At 58.7% G+C, this 19,388-nt stretch carries 19 protein-coding genes; 5 read left to right on the forward strand and 14 right to left on the reverse strand.

Annotation, left to right across the window (positions count from 1 at the left end):
• Positions 1-116: 116 nt before the first annotated feature.
• From EAV92_RS14895 to EAV92_RS24875, 7 genes are all read right to left on the reverse strand, one after another.
• Positions 117-2,303, reverse strand: coding sequence for a Tex family protein (locus EAV92_RS14895; RefSeq protein ID WP_123041831.1), 2,187 nt, complete (start codon positions 2,301-2,303; stop codon positions 117-119).
• A gap of 147 nt (positions 2,304-2,450) precedes the next feature.
• Positions 2,451-3,869, reverse strand: coding sequence for a flavin-containing monooxygenase (locus EAV92_RS14900; protein ID WP_123041832.1), 1,419 nt, complete (start codon positions 3,867-3,869; stop codon positions 2,451-2,453).
• A gap of 189 nt (positions 3,870-4,058) precedes the next feature.
• Entirely contained in the window at positions 4,059-4,409 is a 351-nt protein-coding gene (locus tag EAV92_RS14905; RefSeq protein ID WP_123041833.1) for a type II toxin-antitoxin system PemK/MazF family toxin, read from the reverse strand.
• Positions 4,410-4,412: 3 nt separating this feature from the next.
• Positions 4,413-4,694: a CopG family ribbon-helix-helix protein gene (locus EAV92_RS14910; protein WP_123041834.1), complete on the reverse strand. Its 282-nt coding sequence runs from the start codon at positions 4,692-4,694 to the stop codon at positions 4,413-4,415.
• Between the two features lie 145 nt (positions 4,695-4,839).
• Positions 4,840-6,009 (reverse strand): alanine racemase, encoded by a 1,170-nt coding sequence (alr, locus tag EAV92_RS14915; RefSeq protein ID WP_123041835.1) that lies wholly within the window; start codon positions 6,007-6,009, stop codon positions 4,840-4,842.
• Positions 6,010-6,165: 156 nt separating this feature from the next.
• Positions 6,166-7,272, reverse strand: a complete 1,107-nt coding sequence (locus tag EAV92_RS14920; protein WP_123041836.1) for a LolA family protein — start codon at positions 7,270-7,272, stop codon at positions 6,166-6,168.
• Between the two features lie 152 nt (positions 7,273-7,424).
• Positions 7,425-7,991, reverse strand: coding sequence for a hypothetical protein (locus EAV92_RS24875; protein WP_241158283.1), 567 nt, complete (start codon positions 7,989-7,991; stop codon positions 7,425-7,427).
• 90 nt (positions 7,992-8,081) lie between these two features.
• Between EAV92_RS24875 and EAV92_RS14930 the strand changes: the two genes are divergently transcribed.
• From EAV92_RS14930 to EAV92_RS14940, 3 genes are all read left to right on the forward strand, one after another.
• Positions 8,082-8,270 (forward strand): hypothetical protein, encoded by a 189-nt coding sequence (locus EAV92_RS14930; RefSeq protein WP_123041837.1) that lies wholly within the window; start codon positions 8,082-8,084, stop codon positions 8,268-8,270.
• A gap of 15 nt (positions 8,271-8,285) precedes the next feature.
• Complete coding sequence (locus EAV92_RS14935) at positions 8,286-9,032, forward strand: polysaccharide deacetylase family protein (RefSeq protein WP_123041838.1); 747 nt, start codon at positions 8,286-8,288, stop codon at positions 9,030-9,032.
• A gap of 72 nt (positions 9,033-9,104) precedes the next feature.
• Positions 9,105-9,455 carry a hypothetical protein gene (locus tag EAV92_RS14940; RefSeq protein ID WP_123041839.1) on the forward strand — a complete coding sequence of 117 codons (351 nt, stop codon included), beginning with the start codon at positions 9,105-9,107 and terminating at the stop codon, positions 9,453-9,455.
• 70 nt (positions 9,456-9,525) lie between these two features.
• Here EAV92_RS14940 and EAV92_RS14945 read toward each other — a convergent pair whose 3' ends face one another.
• The 6 genes from EAV92_RS14945 to EAV92_RS14970 all read right to left on the reverse strand — a co-directional run bounded on the left by EAV92_RS14945 (position 9,526) and on the right by EAV92_RS14970 (position 15,552).
• Complete coding sequence (locus EAV92_RS14945) at positions 9,526-10,671, reverse strand: ABC transporter permease (RefSeq protein ID WP_123041840.1); 1,146 nt, start codon at positions 10,669-10,671, stop codon at positions 9,526-9,528.
• Between the two features lies 1 nt (position 10,672).
• Entirely contained in the window at positions 10,673-11,800 is a 1,128-nt protein-coding gene (locus EAV92_RS14950; protein WP_123041841.1) for an ABC transporter permease, read from the reverse strand.
• Positions 11,801-11,813: 13 nt separating this feature from the next.
• Positions 11,814-12,749 carry an ABC transporter ATP-binding protein gene (locus EAV92_RS14955; protein ID WP_123041842.1) on the reverse strand — a complete coding sequence of 312 codons (936 nt, stop codon included), beginning with the start codon at positions 12,747-12,749 and terminating at the stop codon, positions 11,814-11,816.
• A 124-nt stretch (positions 12,750-12,873) separates the two neighbouring features.
• On the reverse strand, positions 12,874-13,983 hold the full coding sequence (locus EAV92_RS14960; protein ID WP_123041843.1) for a sensor histidine kinase: 1,110 nt from the start codon (positions 13,981-13,983) through the stop codon (positions 12,874-12,876).
• A 14-nt stretch (positions 13,984-13,997) separates the two neighbouring features.
• On the reverse strand, positions 13,998-14,714 hold the full coding sequence (locus EAV92_RS14965) for a response regulator transcription factor (RefSeq protein WP_123041844.1): 717 nt from the start codon (positions 14,712-14,714) through the stop codon (positions 13,998-14,000).
• 16 nt (positions 14,715-14,730) lie between these two features.
• Positions 14,731-15,552, reverse strand: a complete 822-nt coding sequence (locus EAV92_RS14970) for a helix-turn-helix domain-containing protein (protein ID WP_123041845.1) — start codon at positions 15,550-15,552, stop codon at positions 14,731-14,733.
• A 132-nt stretch (positions 15,553-15,684) separates the two neighbouring features.
• Here EAV92_RS14970 and EAV92_RS14975 point away from each other — a divergent pair, with 132 nt between their 5' ends.
• Both EAV92_RS14975 and EAV92_RS14980 read left to right on the forward strand, forming a co-directional pair.
• A complete protein-coding gene (locus EAV92_RS14975) occupies positions 15,685-16,137 on the forward strand; it encodes an SRPBCC family protein (RefSeq protein ID WP_123041846.1) in 453 nt (150 codons plus the stop codon).
• A gap of 391 nt (positions 16,138-16,528) precedes the next feature.
• Positions 16,529-18,379 (forward strand): ABC-F family ATP-binding cassette domain-containing protein, encoded by a 1,851-nt coding sequence (locus EAV92_RS14980; protein WP_123043750.1) that lies wholly within the window; start codon positions 16,529-16,531, stop codon positions 18,377-18,379.
• Positions 18,380-18,394: 15 nt separating this feature from the next.
• Here the strand turns inward: EAV92_RS14980 and EAV92_RS14985 are convergent, their stop codons facing one another.
• A complete protein-coding gene (locus EAV92_RS14985; protein ID WP_123041847.1) occupies positions 18,395-19,174 on the reverse strand; it encodes an SDR family oxidoreductase in 780 nt (259 codons plus the stop codon).
• Between the last annotated feature and the right edge of the window lie 214 nt (positions 19,175-19,388).

Genomic DNA, 19,388 nt, shown 5'->3' on the forward strand with positions numbered 1-19,388 from the left:
CCGATTTTCCTGCATTGTACCACGAAACCCGAAACCCGCCAAGCCTAAGCCGAAGCCGGCTGATCGACCGCCGCCGGCAGGTTGGCAAGAAGGTTTCGGGTGTTCGCAGGCGCTTGTTACCGCGGTTTCTTCATGGTCAGGCTGACGCGGCCTTTTTTAAGGTCCGTGCTGAGCACCCAGACGGTTACCGTATCGCCGACGGCCACCGCCTCGGTCGGGTGCTTCACGAATTTGTCGCTGAGCTGGGAGATGTGGACCAGCCCGTCGTTCTTGATGCCGATATCGACGAAGGCTCCGAAATCGACCACATTGCGCACGGTGCCTTGGAGCTCCATGCCCGGCTTCAGATCCTCGATATCGAGCACGTCGGTGTGGAAAATCGGCGGAGGCAGCTCATCGCGCGGATCCCGTCCGGGACGCATGAGGCTGTCCACGATGTCGCGGAGCGTCGGGACGCCTACCGCGAGCCGTTCCGCCATCTCTTCCGCCTTGAGCCCGCGCAGCTTCTCCTTGAGCGGCTCCGTCCCGATCGCGCTCAAGTCCAGTCCCAGCTCGCGCAGCAGCTTTTTAACCACGTCGTAAGTTTCGGGATGGATCGGCGTGCGGTCCAGCGGGTTGGCGCCGTCCGTAATCCGCAAGAAACCGACGCACTGCTCGAACGTTTTGGCGCCGAGGCGCGGCACCTTCTGCAGCTGTTTGCGGTCCGAGAATTTGCCGAGCTCTTCCCGCGCTTTCACGATGTTTTTGGCCAGCGTCCCGTTGATCCCGGAGACGTAGGAGAGCAATGAAGCAGATGCCGTATTCACGTCGACCCCGACATGGTTGACCGCCGACTCGACGACGCCGGAGAGGCTTTCGTCCAGCCGTTTTTGCGTGACGTCATGCTGGTACTGGCCGACCCCGATCGCTTTCGGTTCGATTTTCACCAGCTCGGCCAGCGGATCCTGAAGCCGGCGGGCAATCGACACGGCGCTCCGTTCGGCGACGTCCAGGTCCGGGAATTCTTCCTGAGCCAGCTTGGACGCGGAGTAGACGCTGGCGCCGGCTTCATTCACGATAAGGTACTGCAGGTTGCGCTCCGGTATCGACTTGATGACGCCGACGACGAACTGTTCCGTCTCGCGGGATGCGGTCCCGTTGCCGACAACGATCAGTTGCACGCCGTATTGGCTGATGATGCGCTTGAAGACGGCTTCGGCCTCCGCTTTCTTATTGTGCGGGGGTGTCGGATACGTCACGGCGACCTCGAGCAGCTTGCCGGTCTCGTCGACGACTGCGAGCTTACAGCCGGTCCGGTAGGCCGGGTCTACGCCCAGCACGACCCGGCCTTTGACCGGAGGCTGCAGCAGCAGGTTACGGAGGTTCTCGGAGAAGATGCCGATCGCATGCTCCTCGGCTTTCTCCGTCAGTTCGCCGCGAAGCTCGCGCTCGATCGAGGGGGCGATGAGCCGCTTATAAGCATCCTCGGCGGCTGCAGCCAGCGTTTCACGCGCCACGGACGGGCCGCGAAGGATGCGGCGGTGCAGCTCCTCTACGACGCGTTCTACGGGGACGTCGATGGAGACCCCAAGCACATCCTCCCGCTCGCCGCGGTTGATGGCCAGCACCCGGTGCGGGGGCAGCCGTTTGACCGGCTCGTTGTATTGATAGTACATCTCGTACACCGATTCGGCTTCCGAATCCTTGGCTTTACTGTGCAAGATGCCTTGATCCCACGTAAACTTGCGGACCCAGCGGCGGATGTCCGCATCGTCGGCCCACGATTCGGCCAAGATATCCATGGCGCCTTGAATCGCATCCTCAGGAGCGTTCACGCCTTTGCCCTCGTCCACGTATTTGGCCGCCTCCGCGTGCAGGTCGCCTTGCCGCGGCTGGGACAGCAGCCATTCCGCCAGCGGTTCCAGCCCGCGCTCCTTGGCCACGCTCGCGCGCGTCTTGCGCTTCTGACGGTACGGGCGGTAGAGGTCTTCGACCTCTTGCAGCTTGACGGCTTTGCGGATGGCGGTTTCCAGCTCCGGCGTAAGCTTGTCCTGCTCGCCGATCAGCCGGATGACCTCGTTCTTGCGGTCCTCCAGCCCTTTCAAATAATTTCTCCGTTCCTCGATGGCGCGGAGCTGGTTCTCGTCGAGCTCTCCCGTCATCTCTTTGCGGTAGCGCGCGATGAACGGGATCGTGTTTCCTTCGTCGAGCAGCGCCGCTACCGTGCGCACCTGCCCGGCGGACAAGCCGAGTTCCCCGGCGATTTGCCGGACCGTGCGCTCGGCGGCTTCCTTGGCGGCGGCCGCGTCTATGGCTTCGGTCATGTGAATTTTCTTCTCCTTTAACCCGCGCCAAAAGGGCACTCCCGCGGGAGAGCCCTTGATCGGCGGACGCACGAGGCGTTCGCCGAAGTCAGGGAAATTTTCTTCCCCTATTATGCAAGTCGGGTAACCCGAAATCAAGACAGGCTCTTACGCCTTCTTCGGCCATTCGCCGATGAACTCGGGTTCGTCGTAAGCGAAGAAGCCGCCTAAAATCCGATCTCGCTCGTCCAGGAACAACTGATCGGCTACGGCCGCCGCCAGCTTGGGAATCGCGAACTTCATGCCCGACAGCGCGGAAGCCGAAAGACCGCAGCTGAGCAAAGCCGAGTAATTAAACGCGAACAGCCCCCGCACGTTGGATGACCCGTCACTTCCGCGCCCGGTAAACGCGAATCCGGGCGACAAATAGGGATGCGCGTCGAGCACCGGATTCGCCGCCCCTTCCGGTGCCTGATAACGGTCGCCCCAGCGGGCGATGTCCGCTTCCACGAGCCGAAGTTCCGGCCGCAAGGCAGGTTCGGTGAGCAGGCCCGTGCTGACGATGAGAAAATCGAATTCGAACTTCCCTTGAGGCGTCGTCACCTCCGCAAGTTCGCCCGCCGAATCGACGCTCAGCCATGGAGAGCCTAAGTGAAGGCGGAATCCGGGCCACGAGGCCGCCCGTTCGAACGTATCGTTCGTCGGCGGTTGGTTATATTTGAAAAAATGCGAGATGACGGCGTATTTATCGGAGTCGGACAAGTTGTGGAACCGCTCGATCATGCCGGAGGATTCCATCTGACGGATCGGATTGACGCGCGGCAGCTCCTTCCGGCGGACGAAAACGTGCGCTTCGGCCACGCCCTCTGACAGCGCGTAATTGGCGTTGTCGAACGCCGAGGCGCCTCCGCCCAGCACCGCCACCTTTTTCCCCTTCAGTTTCCCGAAATCGATCTCCTCCGAAGTATGCGCGTAGAGGCTGCGCGGCAGCCGATCGGCAATCATGGCGGGCACGTGCCATTCGCCTCCCCCTTGAATGCCGGTAGCCAGAATCACCTTGCGGGTGAGCAGCCGGTCCGCCGGCGCGCCCTTCCCTTCGATATGCAAACGGTAGATGCCGTCTTCCATAGGTTCGATCAGCCTCAGCTTCGTCTCGTTGACGACCGGCAAGCGGAGAACCTTGCGATACCACCGCAAGTAGTCCATCCAGTCCTTTCGGGGGATTTTCGTCACCGCTTCCCAGCCTTCCGGACCGAACTGAGCTTCCCACCAGGAACGGAACGTCAGCGAGGGAATGCCCAGGTCGACCGAGGTAAGATGCTTGGGTGTCCGCAGCGTTACCATGCGGGCATAGGTGTCCCAAGGACCCTCATAGCCTTCCGGGTTTTCGTCGATCACAAGCAAATTAGAAACCCGTTCCCGCAGCAAGCCGAAAGCGGCTCCGAGGCCGCATTGCCCTCCGCCGACGATGACGCAGTCGTATACATGGCCGTCCTCGCGAGCCTTGAGCGGCACCCAGTCCGCCCCGCCGAACGCGAGATAGGCAAGGTCGGTTTTCACCCGTTCGTTCAATGCTTCAATGCTCATGGAATGACCTGCCTTCCCCGGGGCTTCACGTTTTGTTCCATCTTATCTCCCGGTCCCGCCCGCGGAAAGGCCGCCGGCCTAAGTTTGTGACGGCGTCTAAAATTTCGGCCGAAATTTATTCACCGTTACGAGCGGTCACGCCAAAAAGACCGTTCCGGACGATCCGGAACGGTCTTCGCATTTAAGTATTCAAAAATCGATCAAACCGACGCTGATCTGCAAAGCTTCATCCACTTTGCGCATCGTGTCGTCCTCGAGGTGCGTGATTTTGTCCGTCAGCCTCTGCTTGTCGATCGTGCGGATCTGCTCCAGCAGGATGACGGAATCCTTCTCCATCCCGTGCGTCTTCGCTTCGATCTCGACGTGCGTCGGAAGCTTCGCTTTCTGGATTTGCGCCGTGATGGCCGCCACGATGACCGTAGGGCTGAAGCGGTTGCCGATATCGTTCTGGATCACCAGCACGGGGCGCACTCCGCCCTGTTCCGAGCCGACGACCGGCGACAAATCGGCGTAAAAAACATCCCCGCGCTTGACGATCAAGGGCTACACCCCGCTAACGAGGCGCCCGAGCGTGCTTTCGGCATCTTCTTCGGCGTGGAAAGCTTCGGATGCCATGTTCAGGTTGATTTTCGCCATTTCCAAATACCCGCGCTGCATCGCGTCGCGAATCATCCGTTTCTTGCGCTCCACCAAGTATTGTTTCATCGCTTGGCGGATCACTTCGCTGCGATTGGTATTTTCCTTCTCCACGACGAAGTCGACTTCGCGCAGCAGATGATCCGGCAAACTGATCATAATGCGTTTCGTATGTTGGTAATTGGCCACCGAACGAGCACCCCCAAAGATTTTCCAGCCCCGAACCTATTTTCCAGTATGCATGTCACAGATTCATTCTATACGGCCTTTCCCGTAAGCATTCGCGACGAGCGGTCGATTTCCTGCCCAAACGCGAAAAAAAGGCACTGCCAAACTACCCCAGCAGCGGGTTAACCACCGACACGACTTCACCGCTCTTGAGGTACACCCTCGGCACGCGGTTCGCGACCATGCAAATCCATTCATAAGGAATCGTCCCCAGCTTGGCGGCGATTTCCTCGGCCGAGATAACGGCGTCACCTTGGCGCCCCATGAGCACGACTTCCTCGCCCGGCAGCGCCGTCTCCGCATCCCCGTCCAGCCGCACCATGCATTGGTCCATGCAGATCCGCCCGACCACCGGCATCCGGCGTCCGCGGACCAGCACTTCCGCCTGGTCGCCGAGCATCCGGCTGAAGCCGTCCGCGTAGCCCAAAGGCAGCGTGCCGACGGTTTCCTCCCGGCTCGTGAAGTAACGGGTTCCGTAACTGATGCCTTCCCCGGCGGCCAGCCTTTTGACGTGAACGAGTTCCGTCTTCAGCGTCATGACCGGTTCCAGTTCTACGGAGCCGCGGTCCACTTCGTCGCTCGGATACAGGCCGTACATGCTGATGCCGAGCCGAAGCATCTGGCCGACGTGTCCCGGCAGATCAATGCCCGCCGCGCTATTGCCGGAATGGATGATCGAAATCGGAAGCCCGTGTCGACGGACGTACTCGACTACGCGACCGAATCTTTCCGCCTGCATTTGCGTGTAGGATTTGTCCGATTCGTCCGCGCGCGCGAAATGGGTGAAGAGGCCCTCTATTTCCAGCTGCGGCACGCGAAAAGCGCGTTCGAGAAACGATTCCGCCGCCGGTCCCGGCAGCAGGCCGAGCCGCCCCATTCCGGAATCGATTTTCACGTGCGCCTTCAATTTCCTGTCCGAGGGAGGCAGCGCCGCGGCCGCCTCCAAAATGTCTTCGCGATACAGATTCACGGTAATTCCCTGATCGCGCGCGATCGCGAGGCCGCTGGCCGGCGTGAAGCCAAGCACGAGGATTGGCGTCTCAATGCCGGCTCTTCTCAGCTGCAGCGCCTCGTCCAGAAACGCGACTCCCAAATAGTCCGCCCCCGCCGCGGCCGCTTCTCGGGCGGTCTCCACGGCTCCGTGCCCGTAAGCGTTCGCTTTCACCGATGCCAGCAGCCTCGATCCGGCCGGCAGCCGGCGGCGGAAAGAGGCGATGTTTCGTCCCAAGGCATCCAAAGAAATCTCGGCTACGGTCGGCCTGTAATAGGAGTCCACGTTCCGCTCACCCTCTCTCCGGTGCAATCTACAATACCGTAATGTTACCGGGTGAGGGGGGCAGTGTCAATTGATTCGGGGCATGCAACGTTTTCCTGCCGGGGCAGGCGGACACAGGAAGAGCCGGGCGTTTCCGCTCCGGCTCCGGCATTGGCTTTATTTACCCGAGGCGTCGACCATCGATTGGGCCGCCCTCACCATGTCTTCTTGCGGAAGATCGTTCGTCGTGAGCCGATACTCGACCCCGCCGTAGGTCCACGTGAGCGTCTTCGTCGTATCGCCCGTCAGCAAGCCCACCGTGAATCCGAGATCCAGCACCATTCCTTCTTGCCCCATGACCGTTTCCGCTTTCGGAACTCGTTCCGTGATCGTGAAATCGTACGTGCCGGTATAGCGGAGCATGAAGCCCGATTCCTCGCCCAGCTGAACGTCTTTCGTATCCTTCAGACTGACGCCTTGCGGCAGCGCATCCGGATCCGGCTCGACGACGGACAGCGTTTCCTCGGCGGCTTGGCCGTCCGGATTTTTCGCGTCGTCCGCTGCCGGAGCCATCGCTCCTTCGTCGGAAGGCGAAGCGGAGGGCTGAACGTCCGTTTGTCCGCTCGCTTGCCCGCTTTCGTCTGCAGTTTTCCCCATGTTCCGGGCCATGTCGAAGGCGTTCGCGTCAAACTTCTTCCCGAAATCGAAGCTGTCGAAATTCACCTCGACCATCAGGTTGTTGTTCGTGTCCGTGACTTGGACCTGCTTGGGTGCATAGTCGTCTTTGGACAGCCAGATTTTCTGGCGGGCGAACGAGCCGTTCTGGTAGTTGCCGGCCATGACGTCGAAGACATAAGCGTCCTTATCCGTGGCGAACTGCCTCGAGTTGTCCATCTGGATGCTTTGCACGAGCGTCTGGTATAGGTAAACTTGGCCTTGGTTATCCGGCCAGTCGCTTTGGAAGCGATAGCTCTTGTTCAAGCTCGGCGTGAGCACGAACACGCCGTCGTCGTTGCGCAGGACAATCTGGGTAATGTCGCGTTTCTCGTTCGTGAGGGCGATCCGGTAAAACTTCGGCTTCTGATACCATACCTCCACTTTGTAGTTCAACGGCTGCTGTCCGGTGTGCAGGGTCATCGTTCCGCTGGCTTGGTAACTTTCCATTTTGCCCATGACTTTGTCCAGGTCCTTGACGATCGAAGTCGCGTCTTTGCTCCCGCATCCGGAAAGGATAGCGGTCAACACCATGACGGCGACAACGATCCACGGGATCCGTCGACGCATTCGCTCCACCCCTCATCACATTGGTTAATCCATGGTTCATGTCTATGAGGGGACTTGACCAATTATGCAGACTAGCATGACGAGCCTGACAAGCAGACGGGGAAAATAATCAAAATGGCGGTGCCACGGGGGTTACCCCGGCACCGCCATTCTCATTCGTTTTCCTTATTGCCGGGTTCCCACTCGCTCCACATTTCCTTGACCACTTGCAATTTTCCGATTTCCAGCAGGCCGATCGCTTCCGTATACGCCAAATCGGTCCATCCCGAGGTGATCGTACCGTCGTTCATCCGGGCCACGTACATGACCGATTCGATTTGATCGTCCTGATGGATATAGGACAGGAGATGCTCGAGCAGATACACCGGCGAGATCGGTTCCTCCCGTTCCTCCCGTTCCTCTTGTTCCGCGTCTTCGGCAGCCTTCATGCTCTTCACACGGAAAGCGGTATGGATTAACGTGTCGAGCGGGTCGCTGACGCCGTCTTCGGCCATGATCGTTCTCTGCAGAGCCAATCCCAGCTCCGTGCAGGCCCACTGCCACAAGTCTTCGGTCGCCTGGACGCTGGCCGGCTCCTCTTTCGCCCGGAGGACGATGTCCGCCAGCACCGCCTGGAATGCCGCCTTATCGAAATCCAAAGGTTCCATGGACTCGTTCCCGGAGATCATCCGTACCGTATAGCCTTCATTATATTGAATTTCGTAAGTTGTCTGATCCATGCGCTGGCCCCCCGTTCTCCTGATTAATTTGAAGACCGATCAGGCAAAATATGCACGGATCCCAGTATCTCTTCACGACGGAGGTTGGACATGAACGACAGCGAAGCGCAACGCATCACTTCGGAAACGGAAGATACGCCGGCCACCTCGGCCATGGAAAACAACGCGAACGATCTGCACCTGAAATCCGATCCCGCAGCCTTCCGGCCGGCGGATACTTCCGGCACGGCCAATGCCCTGCCTCAAGACTCCGACCGCCTGTATCCGGAAGACATCTGATCGGGCTCCAGCGCAATGAACGCCGCGATCTGGATCCTGCAAGTCTTCTTGCTCGTATCCGCCATAACATCAAACACTCCGACCGTTACGCCGCAAAATGCCTTCAACACGCCCATTCCCATTTTGCTGTATCATTCCGTGACCGAAGAAGCGGAGGACGATCCGCTCAAGATTTCCCCGGCCCGATTCGAACAGGAAATGCGGTACTTGCGCGAGCGCGGCTATCATCCGCTGTTTTTCACCGATCTTCCGGATGGCTCCGGAAACAATGCGCTTCCTTCCAAGCCGGTGATCATTACGCTGGATGACGGCTATGAAGATAACTACACGAAAGCCTTCCCTATACTGAAACGGACAGGAATGAAGGCCACCATATTCGCCATTACCGGGAACGTGGGCAAGCCCAATTATTTAACCTGGAGACAGTTACGGATCATGGAAGCTTCCGGAGCCGTCGATACCGAGTCTCATACCGTGACCCATCCGGATCTCACGAAGTTAGGCGCCAAAGAAAAAGCGGATGAGTTGATCAAATCCCGTGATACGATTCTGCGCCGGCTCGGCCATCCTTCGATCGCTTTCGCTTATCCCTATGGCAAATACGATCAAGCGACCGTCGAAGCCGTGCGTTCTGCCGGATACCGTTACGCGGTAACCGGGGAAAACGGCTATGCGGAGATCGGCCGAGGCCGCTTGACACTCCCCCGGAATGTCATCACAAGCGATATGACGCTTGAACAATTTCGCGCGTTGCTCCCTTAACGCATAAACGACCGTCGATTACCTCAACATAAGCGGGTTGAATTCCACAACACCACGAACGGAGGCCATCTCATGACGACGAACGAAAACGCCCAGCAAAACGTACAGAAAGCGCAGGACGTGCAGCAGCAAGCCCAGCAAGTCATCCAAGAGGTCCAACAAGTCACCGCCCAGTTCACCCAGCAGGCCGCCCAAGCCACGCAGATGGCCCAGCAGGCGCAAGAGTCCGCGCAGACCGCCCAGACGCTGAGCCAACAAGCCCAGCAGGTACAAGAAACAAGCACGCAGCAGCTCAGAAACGCCGAACAGCAGATCCAACAAGTACAAAATACGGTGAACAGCATTCAAGGCGGACAATCGGCGAATCAAGCGAACGGCGCCAGCGCTCAGACGCTGACGACGGAAGACGGCTTAATCCAATAAACGGATCAGCAAGCCGAAGGACGGAAACCGAACCGGTTTCCGTCCTTTGATTTGTGAAGCCAAAATGCTCCTACACGAACAGCCTCGTATCGTTGTTGCGGCCGAACCGGTAAATCGCGATCACGGTAAACGCCGCCGTGAAAGCGAGCAGAATGAAGAAGTTCATGTACAGGCTGCCGAAGGTTTGGCCGTGCTGGAGCCGGTCGACCGCATTCAGCAGCCAGTGCTGCGGCAGGAAGTGGGACACCTTCAGCAGCGACTCCGGCATGAGCGTCGCCGGAATGTAACATCCCGCGACCAGGCAAGTCGGCGTAATGATGAGATTCTGCAGGGCACCTGCCGCCGCGCTGCTCTTGGCGAACGCAACGATGAGCAGAGAAAGGCCGATCGCGGTCAGCGCGAACAACAGCAGCGGCAGGAGCATCTCGCCGAACGGGATGCCGGAATCGACCCGAAGCACGGTTTTCATGAAGATCAGCGTCAAAATGATTTGCACGGTCAAGACGAGAAAGTTGACCGCCACGTTGGCCAGCACATATGTTTTGGCCGACACCGGCGAGGACAACAAGCGAAGGAACGTCCGGTTTTCCTTCTCTTTCAGGATCATCTCCGACATGCTCACCGCGGAAAACATCATGAACGCGATCAGGTAGCCCAGCGATTGATACGTAATGTCTTTACGGTGGGACGTGTCCTCGAGCGTCTCCGCTTTCATCGTATACGCATGTTTCGCGTATTCTGCGTAAATTCGGTCGAAAGCTTCCGGGTCGCCTTTCGTCCCTTGGCCGATCGAAGCGACGTTGCTGACGTAGCTTTGCAGCATCGCCTTCATGTATGCCGTCACTTGGGCGCCTTTCACCGAGACGATTTCGACCGCTGCCGGACTACCTTCACGGGCTCCGTCGGCGAAGCCTTTGCCGAAAACGATCCCCGCATCGAGTTTGCCGGCCGCCAGGTCTTTGCGCAGGGAAGCTTCATCGGTCTGCGTCACTTTCACCTTATTCAGAGCAGCCACGAATTTCGCCGCGTCTTCCGTCACCGCTTCGCCGCCGTCCAAGTTGACGATGCCGACGCGAAGATCACTGCCCCCCGAATTGCCGTAAATCAGCATCGACAGCAGTACCCCGGCGATCGGCAGCGCCATGACGATCAACGCGCTTTTCCTCCGAATCAGGGTTTGGAACGTCTTCTTCATCAACCACAGGAAATCTTGCATGTTATGCCGCCTCCCTTCTGCGCATGAGGATAACCGCCAGGATCAGGAACGCCGCCGCGACGCCTACGTTTAAACCGATGGCCGGCAAAGCGGCGCGCATATCGTCCGAGTAAATGATCTGCGTCAGCGCGGTGTTCGCCCATCGCAGCGGGTTGAGGTTCAGCAGAACGTCGACGAAGTTGCCGTCCGCATCCCCGATCGGAAAATAAGCTCCGCCCGCGAAGGACGCGATCTGGATGAAAATCGTGACGACCGAGCGCCCGGCGTCTCCTTTGAACAGGAATCCCAGGCCCATGCCGATCGAAACCGCAAGCAGTACCTCCGTCACCAGCACGAGCACAAGCACGCCGTAGTGAGTGCCCCAATCCGCATGGAACGCCAGCTTACTGAACAGCAGAACGGCGATGATGCATAGCGAGTTCATGAACGTGGCGCCGATGATTTTCCCGGCGAAAATCTCTCCCTTGCTGACCGGAGACGCACTCAGGCGGATCCAGGTTTTGCGGGCTTCCTCGCCGCGGAACAGCATGCTGCCCGGAATGGCCGCGTACAGCGCGAACATCGTCGTCATGACCATCGCGTAATAATCGATGGAACCCGGTTTCCGGTCCGGATCGACCGATGTCTCCTTCACGAAATCGCCGTCCGCTTGGGCACCGGCGATGATGGCCTGCGCGGCGGCCGGGTCCTGCTTCAATGCGGCGGCGGCCAGATTGTACCGGTCCGCGAAAACCGTCAGCATGCCCTGCAGGATGTTGCTTTCGATCGTGTTTTTGCTGCTGCCGTAGAACGCGATCCCATTGTCGCCGACTTCGGCATACGCGGTATATTGATCATCCCGCACGGCTTCGCGTCCGTCCGTTCCCGCTTCGGCCGGAATCAGCTCTACGCCTTGGCTTTCGACGGCTTTGGCGAATCCGTTCCAATATTCGGTCAGCGCGGCATCGGCAGCCTGATTGGCGTACAGCAGCCGGATATCGCCGACCTGCACGCTGCCCGCGAAGGCGTTGGTAAGCGCGGTGCCCAGGATGAGAATGAGCACGATCGGGAAGGCGAGCATGAACACGAAGGTGCGAAAATCGCGGAAGCTCGATCGAATCTCCTTGATCGCGATATTGAGGATGTTCACCGAGTGTCCCTCCTTAGTCCCTCAGGTTTCGGCCGGTCAGCGTCAGGAAGACGGTCTCCAGGTTCGGAGCCTGCTCCTCCACCGAGCGGATTTCGACTTGGTCCTTGATCAGCTGCTGGATGATCCGGTTCAGGCTCCCGGTTTCGGATTTGGAATTGATTTTGAGCGTCTGCTCCTCCAGCCGGACGGACAGGACGCCCGGAATTTCCTTCAATGCTTCGGTCTTCACGGTCTCTCCCGATTTGACGCCGATCCAGACATCCTTCGTATCGGTGATGATGGACGTGAGCTGTTCCTTCGTCCCGTCGGCGATGACCTTGCCGTGGTCGACGATGGCGACGCGCGTGCAGATTTCCTCGACCTCTTCCATGTAGTGGCTCGTGTAAATGATCGTGCAGCCCATTTCGTTCAGCTTCTTCACCGAGTTCAAAATGTAGTTGCGCGATTGCGGATCGATCCCGACCGTCGGTTCGTCCATGATGATGAGCTTCGGCCGGTGGGCGATAGCGCACGCGATGTTGAGCCGGCGCTTCATGCCGCCCGAGAAATTTTTCGGGAAGCTCTTCAGCTTGTCGCCCAACCCGACGAATTCGAGCGCCTCGATGGCGCGCTCCTTCAGCGTGTCCCCGCGAAGGCCATACAGTCCGGCGAAAAAGCTGACGTTCTCATACGCGGTCATGTCTTCATAAATGGCAATGTCCTGCGGCACGATGCCGATGTTCGCTTTGGCGAATTTGCGGTTCTTCGCGATGCTGCGCCCCAGCAATTCGATCTCGCCCTTCGTGCTGCGCAGCAGCGAGGCGATCATGTTGATCGTCGTGCTTTTGCCGGCTCCGTTGGCGCCGAGGAAGCCGAAGATTTCTCCTTCCCGGATACTGAGCGACATGTTATCGACGGCGGCGAAATCGCCGAATTTCTTGGTCAGGCCGCGGATTTCCAATATGTTCATCTCGATCACTCCCATGAGCGAATGGTTGATGTCTACATCATAAGAAAAAAGGATGACCTCATGTCAGTGCATAAGTTCATCCTTCGCATATGAGAAATTTCACTTTCCGTACGGATGAGGATTCTCATCTTCCGCCGCGGGGGAGCAGCGTCGTCACGCTGAAGCCTTTCGTACCGTCGACGATGACCATGCCGCCGGCCGAAGCCGCCCGTTCTTCCATGCCGACGATGCCGAGCCCTTTTACCACTTTCTCCGCCCCGCGCCCGTCGTCCGAGACCACCGACTTGACGAATTTGTTGAGCACCTGGATTTCGATATGAATGGCAGTCACGTCCCCGTATTTCAGGGAATTGGTGACCGCTTCCGTCGCGTTTTCCTGAATGATCTTCCACTGAATCGGCGTCACCGCGTCGATATCCCCGTCGTGGGAGAGCGTCGCCTGCAGATTCCGCTTGGCCGACAGTTCATCCGCGAACAGGCGCATCCGGTTGATGCCCATTTCCTGCGCCTTCGGTTTCATGTCCTTCAACGTCAGCCGGATCCTCTCCAGCCCTTCCTTCGAAATCGCGATCGCGTTGCCGATCAGCTCGGAGGCTTTGTCCCCGTCGGTCTTAAGCAGCGTTCGGGCAGCTTCCATCTGGATCAGCGCCCCCGCCATTGAATGGCCGATATCGTCGTGGATCTGCTGGGAGAGCCGGTTGCGTTCTTCGAGCTTGATCGTGTATTCGGACTGCCTTATGTATTCCTTGTTTTCGTTAAGCGAACGATTCAGCCGGAACACGTCTTCCCGCATTTTCTCACGGTCTTCCTCCAACCGGCGAAGCTTGTCCGTATAGTAGCGCCCGATCGCATTCATCAGACAGCTGAGCCCTCCGCTCACTAAATAAAGCGGAAGCAGCGGACGGGGAACGAGGAAAACCGGCAGCAGCGCGGCGAACGGCGGCCATATTCTCCCTGTCCCGAGAGTGGAAGCCGCCATGACGGCGTTGGCCGGCAAGAGCAGGAAGAAGGCCGGATCCAGACGATAAGCGCACACGATGACGAAAGCAGCGGATACGCACTCCAGGGATGTACGGACTTTCTTCCCGCGGAACACGAGAATCGCAACGTTCAGGATTAAATAGACCAAATAAACGAGGATCAGCCAGGAATCGTGTACCGCAGCCGCATAGAAGGAGGCGGAGATGACATAGAAGAGCCATGACGCTTTGTTCCCGATCGTCCATCCGTCCATGTCCCGTTTGTCTCCTATTCGTCCGACGTCGGCACTTCGCCCGTCAAATAGTAGATGGCGATTTGCGTCCGATGTTCCAGTCCCGTTTTGTTCAGGATCGACGTGATATAGTTCGCCGTCGTGCCTTCGGAGAGGAACAGCTTTTTCGAGATTTCCTTGTTCGACAGGCCGCGCGCGATTTGCGCCATCACGTCGAGCTCGCGTTCGGTGAACAGGCTGCGGTCGATTTTATCCGCGGCGCGCGGCGGTTCGGCGGAGGTCGATGCTGAAATCAGGGGCGTTTGGGAAACTTCCGCCGCAGGCTGGATGCTCCCGCCGGTCAGGTTCGACTTGAGCTTCTCCAGGACGACGTCCTGCAGCACGGGATGGTCATGGTACACGCTTCGGATGGCGTCCCGGATCCGCTCGGGATCGTTATTTTTGAGAAGGTATCCTTTGACGCCGGAACGGATGGCGTCCAGGATAAACTCATCGTCGTCGAAAGTCGTGAGGATCAGCGGTTTCACCCGCGTCCGTTCGGTCAGCAGCCGCGCCGCCTCCACGCCGTTCATGTTCGGCATGCGCACGTCCAGCAAGGCGACGTCCACCTCGTGGTTCTCGCAGAAGGCCACCGCCTCCGCCCCGTCCTCCGCCGTGCCCGCCACCTCGAATTCCTCGAAGCTGGACAGGATGATTTTCATGCCTTCCCGGATGAACGAATTGTCGTCGGCGATGAGCACCTTGATTTTCAATGGAACTGCCTCCCTCTCACTCCGGCTGCAAATTCTTGATGTAAGATTCCGGAGCCTTTCCGATGACCGATTTGAAATCCTTGATAAAATGGGCCTGGTCATAATAGCCCAATTCCTGCGCCAGCGCCGGCCAGTCCGGCGTTTCCCCGCGTTCCATCAAGTCCGCCGCCTCTTGAAGCCGGTATCGCTGGATGACCCACTTGGGGCTGACGCCCACATACCGGTTGAACAACCGCTGCAGCGAGCGTACCTGGAGGCCGAACCGCTCGGCCATGTCCTCCACTTTGACGATGGACCTGTCGGCGATGACGGCCTCGACCATCCGCCCGATCCGCCCGACCTCTTCGTCACGTTCCGTGAGCCGCTCCCGTAGGAATTGCTCAACCCTCTCGATTTGCTTCGCCGTGTCCGGCCGGTCCGCCAGCACTTGCTCCGCCAATGCCGCGCCTTCGTCGCCGAACATGCTTTTCAGATCCATCCGCTGCCCGGTCAGATCGGAAACAGGCTTGCGCCAAAACGGATAAAAACCGCCCGGCCGAAACTTTACCCCCAGGGTCCAGCCCTCGTCCCGCAGATGGCGGGTATAGGTGTTTTCCGGAACGCCGTACACGCCCGCGAAAATGCCGTCCGCATCCGCTTCGAACGTCAGATTCACGCTGGGATACGAGAGGATCGTCTGGTCGTACGGTTCCTCGCCCCGCAGGTCCCAAACGACCGTCCAAATGAGCTCGATCGCGAATGTCAGGTCTTCCGAAGGCTCGTAACGTTCCAGCCGGAATTTGCGTTTGCCCGCTTCCGCGTTCAAGATTCCTTTCGTGCCTTGCGCGGCCGGCTTCATCGCGATCCCTCTCTTCTTCGACGCCTTGTCGCGTTTTTACAATACTTTCCGAAATGCCTCGACTATAATTGAGACTAGCAGTTAGGGGTAATTTTGACAATCGGATTACGAGATGACAAGGAGGCAATCATGATGAAAGATTTGCAATACGTGACGTACGTCGGCGCTTCGCCGGAGGCGATCTGGAAGCTTCTCGTGGAGCCGGAAGGCACCAAGCAAATATTTTTCGGCAGCGTGCTTCGCTCGACCTTCGAAATCGGCGCTCTCTATGAATACGTCGGGCCCGGCAATGACGGCGAGGAGACGGTCCACGTGTACGGCAACATCCTCGAGTATGAGCCGTATTTGCGCATGAGCTACACCGAGCATCCGGGTCCTTCCTACCGGGAAAACCACGCGGAGCTGGAAACGAGAGTCACGATGACGCTGGAGACCGTCGGAGGCTGTACGAAGGTGACGCTGGTGAACGACAGGTGGCCGGAAGGCCATCCTTCCTACGAGTCGACGGCGAGCAGCTGGCCGATGATCCTGAGCAACATCAAAACGCTGGCGGAAACCGGCAAAACGCTGGACTTCGGCTGGTAACACGATTTTATGCGGATGCAGGACGGAGAAGCGGGCCCCCTTGGGGTTCCGCTTTTTCTTTTCGCTGGTTATATGAGCTGTAGTTCGATTTTGCACTCTTGCTGAGTGAATCCGTTGATTTTAGAAGCTGCAGTTCGATTTAGCCTGCTTACAGGAGGTTTTCGATTGGACTTTTCCAAAAATGCGTCTCTAAGTGTGCATTATCGAACTACAGCGCACCTGCTCGTCGACCGGCTGCATTTAAGTGTGCAAAATCGAACTGCGGATGGGAGTACGGAGGCTGCCAACTCTGCAGAACGCGCCTGCCCGCATTTCAAGGCGTGAACAGCCGGAATATGTTATGATACCGGAGAAAGAAACGCCATTACGAAAACGAAACGGGTTGTGCGTCATGCATTTGTTATCGGTAGAGAACCTTACGAAATCCTATGGAGATAAAACGCTGTTCGAGAACGTCACCTTCGGCGTGGGGGACGGCGATAAAATCGGCATCATCGGCGTCAACGGCACCGGCAAATCGACTTTGCTCAAGGTCATCGCGGGCCGGGAGCCTGCCGATTCCGGCGCGGTGACGGCGGGCTCCAGCGTGCGCATCTCGATGCTGGACCAGGACCCGTCATTTCAGCTCGGCGAGACCGCTTTGGAGCACGTACTTGCGGCGGCGGGCGGGAACGCGGACGCGGAAGAGCTTTGGGATCTCGAGACGGAAGCCAAAACCGCGCTCTCCAAGCTCGGCATTCAAGACTACGGCGTCGTCACGGACACCCTCTCGGGAGGCCAGCGCAAAAGAGTGGCGATGGCTGCCGCGCTGCTGCGGCCTTCCGACGTGCTCATCCTCGACGAGCCCACCAACCATATCGATAACGATTCGGTAGCCTGGCTCGAAGGCTACCTTCGGAAACGCCGCGGCGCCTTGATCATGATCACCCACGACCGTTACTTCCTGGACCGGGTCAGTAACCGGATTCTCGAACTCGACCGCGGCCGCGCCTATTTCTACGAAGCGAATTACAGCCGTTTCCTCGAGCTGAAGCTGGAGCGCGAGGAACGCGAAGCGGCATCGGAGGCCAAACGGCAAAACCTGCTCCGTAACGAGCTCGCTTGGATCCGGAGAGGAGCCCAAGCCCGATCGACCAAGCAGAAAGCGCGGATCGACCGCTTTGAAGCGCTCAAGGATCAGGCGCCGAAAAACGTAACCGGCAAGCTCGATGTCTCCGTTGCTTCGTCCCGTCTGGGCAAAAAAATATTGGAACTCGAATCCGTGACCAAACGGTTCGGAGACCGGACGCTGATTCGCGATCTGAGTTATGTCGCCGTGCCGGAGGACCGCGTCGGCATCGTCGGCCCCAACGGCAGCGGCAAGTCGACGCTGCTGAAGCTGATCGCCGGGACGCTGCAGCCGGACGAGGGCAGCGTCGAGCTTGGACCGACCGTTCGCCTCGGCTGGTTCACGCAGGAGCATCGGGAAATGGACGAATCGCAGCGCGTGATCGAATTCATCCGGGAAGGCGCCGAGCAGGTCCGCACGGCCGACGGAAGCCTGCTGTCCGCCGGGCAGATGCTGGAACGTTTCCTCTTCCCGCCGGAAACCCAGTGGACGCAGATTTCGCGTCTCTCAGGCGGCGAGAAACGGCGGCTGCAGTTGCTGAAAGTACTGATGGATGCTCCGAACGTTCTGTTACTGGACGAACCGACGAACGACCTCGATATCTCGACGCTGACGGTGCTCGAGGATTATCTCGATTCGTTCCCCGGCGTCGTCTTCACGGTATCGCACGACCGTTACTTTCTGGACCGCACCTGCGAGCGGATTTTCTCGTTCGAAGGCGAAGGGCAAATCGTTCAGCATACAGGCAACTATACGGAATACCGGGAGTTTAAGGAACGCCAGGAAAACGGAGCGATCGGGACTTCCGGAACCGCATCGGAAACCGCGAAGAAAAGCGGGGGAACGGCGGCGGGAAGCTCCGGGGCAACTTCAGGCGAGGGCAGAGAGAGACAACTCCGCATGTCATACAAGGACCAGAAGGATTTCGAGCAGATCGACGGCTGGATCGCGGAAGCCGAAGAGCAATTGGCTCGGGTCGCGTCGGATATGGAAGCGGCAAGCAGCGATTCCGCGCGGCTGCAGGAGTTGATGTCCCGGCAGGCGGAGCTCGAAACGAAGCTGGAAACCTTGCTCGACCGTTGGACCGAATTAAATGAATTGGCGGAAAAAATCGCGGCTCAGAAAAAATCCTGAGCCGCGATTTTCCGTTTATATGCTTCTCATCAGCCCGCCGTCGACGGAAATCTGCTGCCCCGTAATATATCCCGCTTCCTCGGAGACGAGGAAAGCGATCAGAGCCGCCGTTTCTTCCGGCGTTCCCGCCCGGCCGGCAGGAATAGCGGACGATTCGCGGCTCTCCATTTCCTCATAAGAGATGCCCAGCCGCTTCGCTCCGCTTGTCCAGACGCTGTGCAGCCGGTCCGACAGGATGTTGCCGGGATGGACGCCGTTGACCGTAATGCCGAACGACGCGAGCTGGAAGGAAGCCGCTTTGCTCGCGTTCACGATGGCGGCGTTGACGAGGCCGAAGTTGTACTTCGTGGGGTCGGGTTCTTTCCACATGTTGCCGACGACGTTGACGATCCTTCCCCACCGCTGGGCTTTCATCCGTTCCGAGGCTTGCTTCATGTTATCCAAATACGGGATGAGCTTCTTGCTCAGCCCTTCTTCGATATGCGAGATGTCATGCTCCAGGAACGACGCCGGCTCTGCGCCCGGCACGCTGTTGACGAGGATGTCCAGCCGGCCGCACGTTTCGTCCAACTCCCGGAACATCCGCTCCCTGGATGCCGCGTCCGTCATATCCGCCGCGATCGCCACGGCATCCGGATGCTTTTCCCGCAGCCCAGCCAGCGCACGCTCCAGTTTCGGCCCTTGCCGCGACGCAATCGCCACCCTGCAGCCTTGCTCCGCCAGCCGCACCGCGGCCGCATATCCGATCCCCGCGCTCCCCCCGACGATCAGCGCCACTTTCCGTTGTTCTGTCATGCATGTATCTCTCCTTCTCCTGTTGCGTCTAACGTTATTTTACCGGGAGGAGTGGCCCGGCACAAAGTCGGCCCACGCCGACTCGCCTGGAACGAACCATTACTCATCCGACTCACCTGCTGCAAACCACCTCTCCAGCGACACTCCCGCTACAAACCTCCCTCTCCACCAACTCTCCTCCAAATGGGTGCAAAAGTGCATCTTTTTGAAGCTG

Origin of the sequence: Cohnella candidum (assembly GCF_003713065.1) — a bacterium.
GTDB classification, from domain to species: Bacteria; Bacillota; Bacilli; order Paenibacillales; family Paenibacillaceae; genus Cohnella; species Cohnella candidum.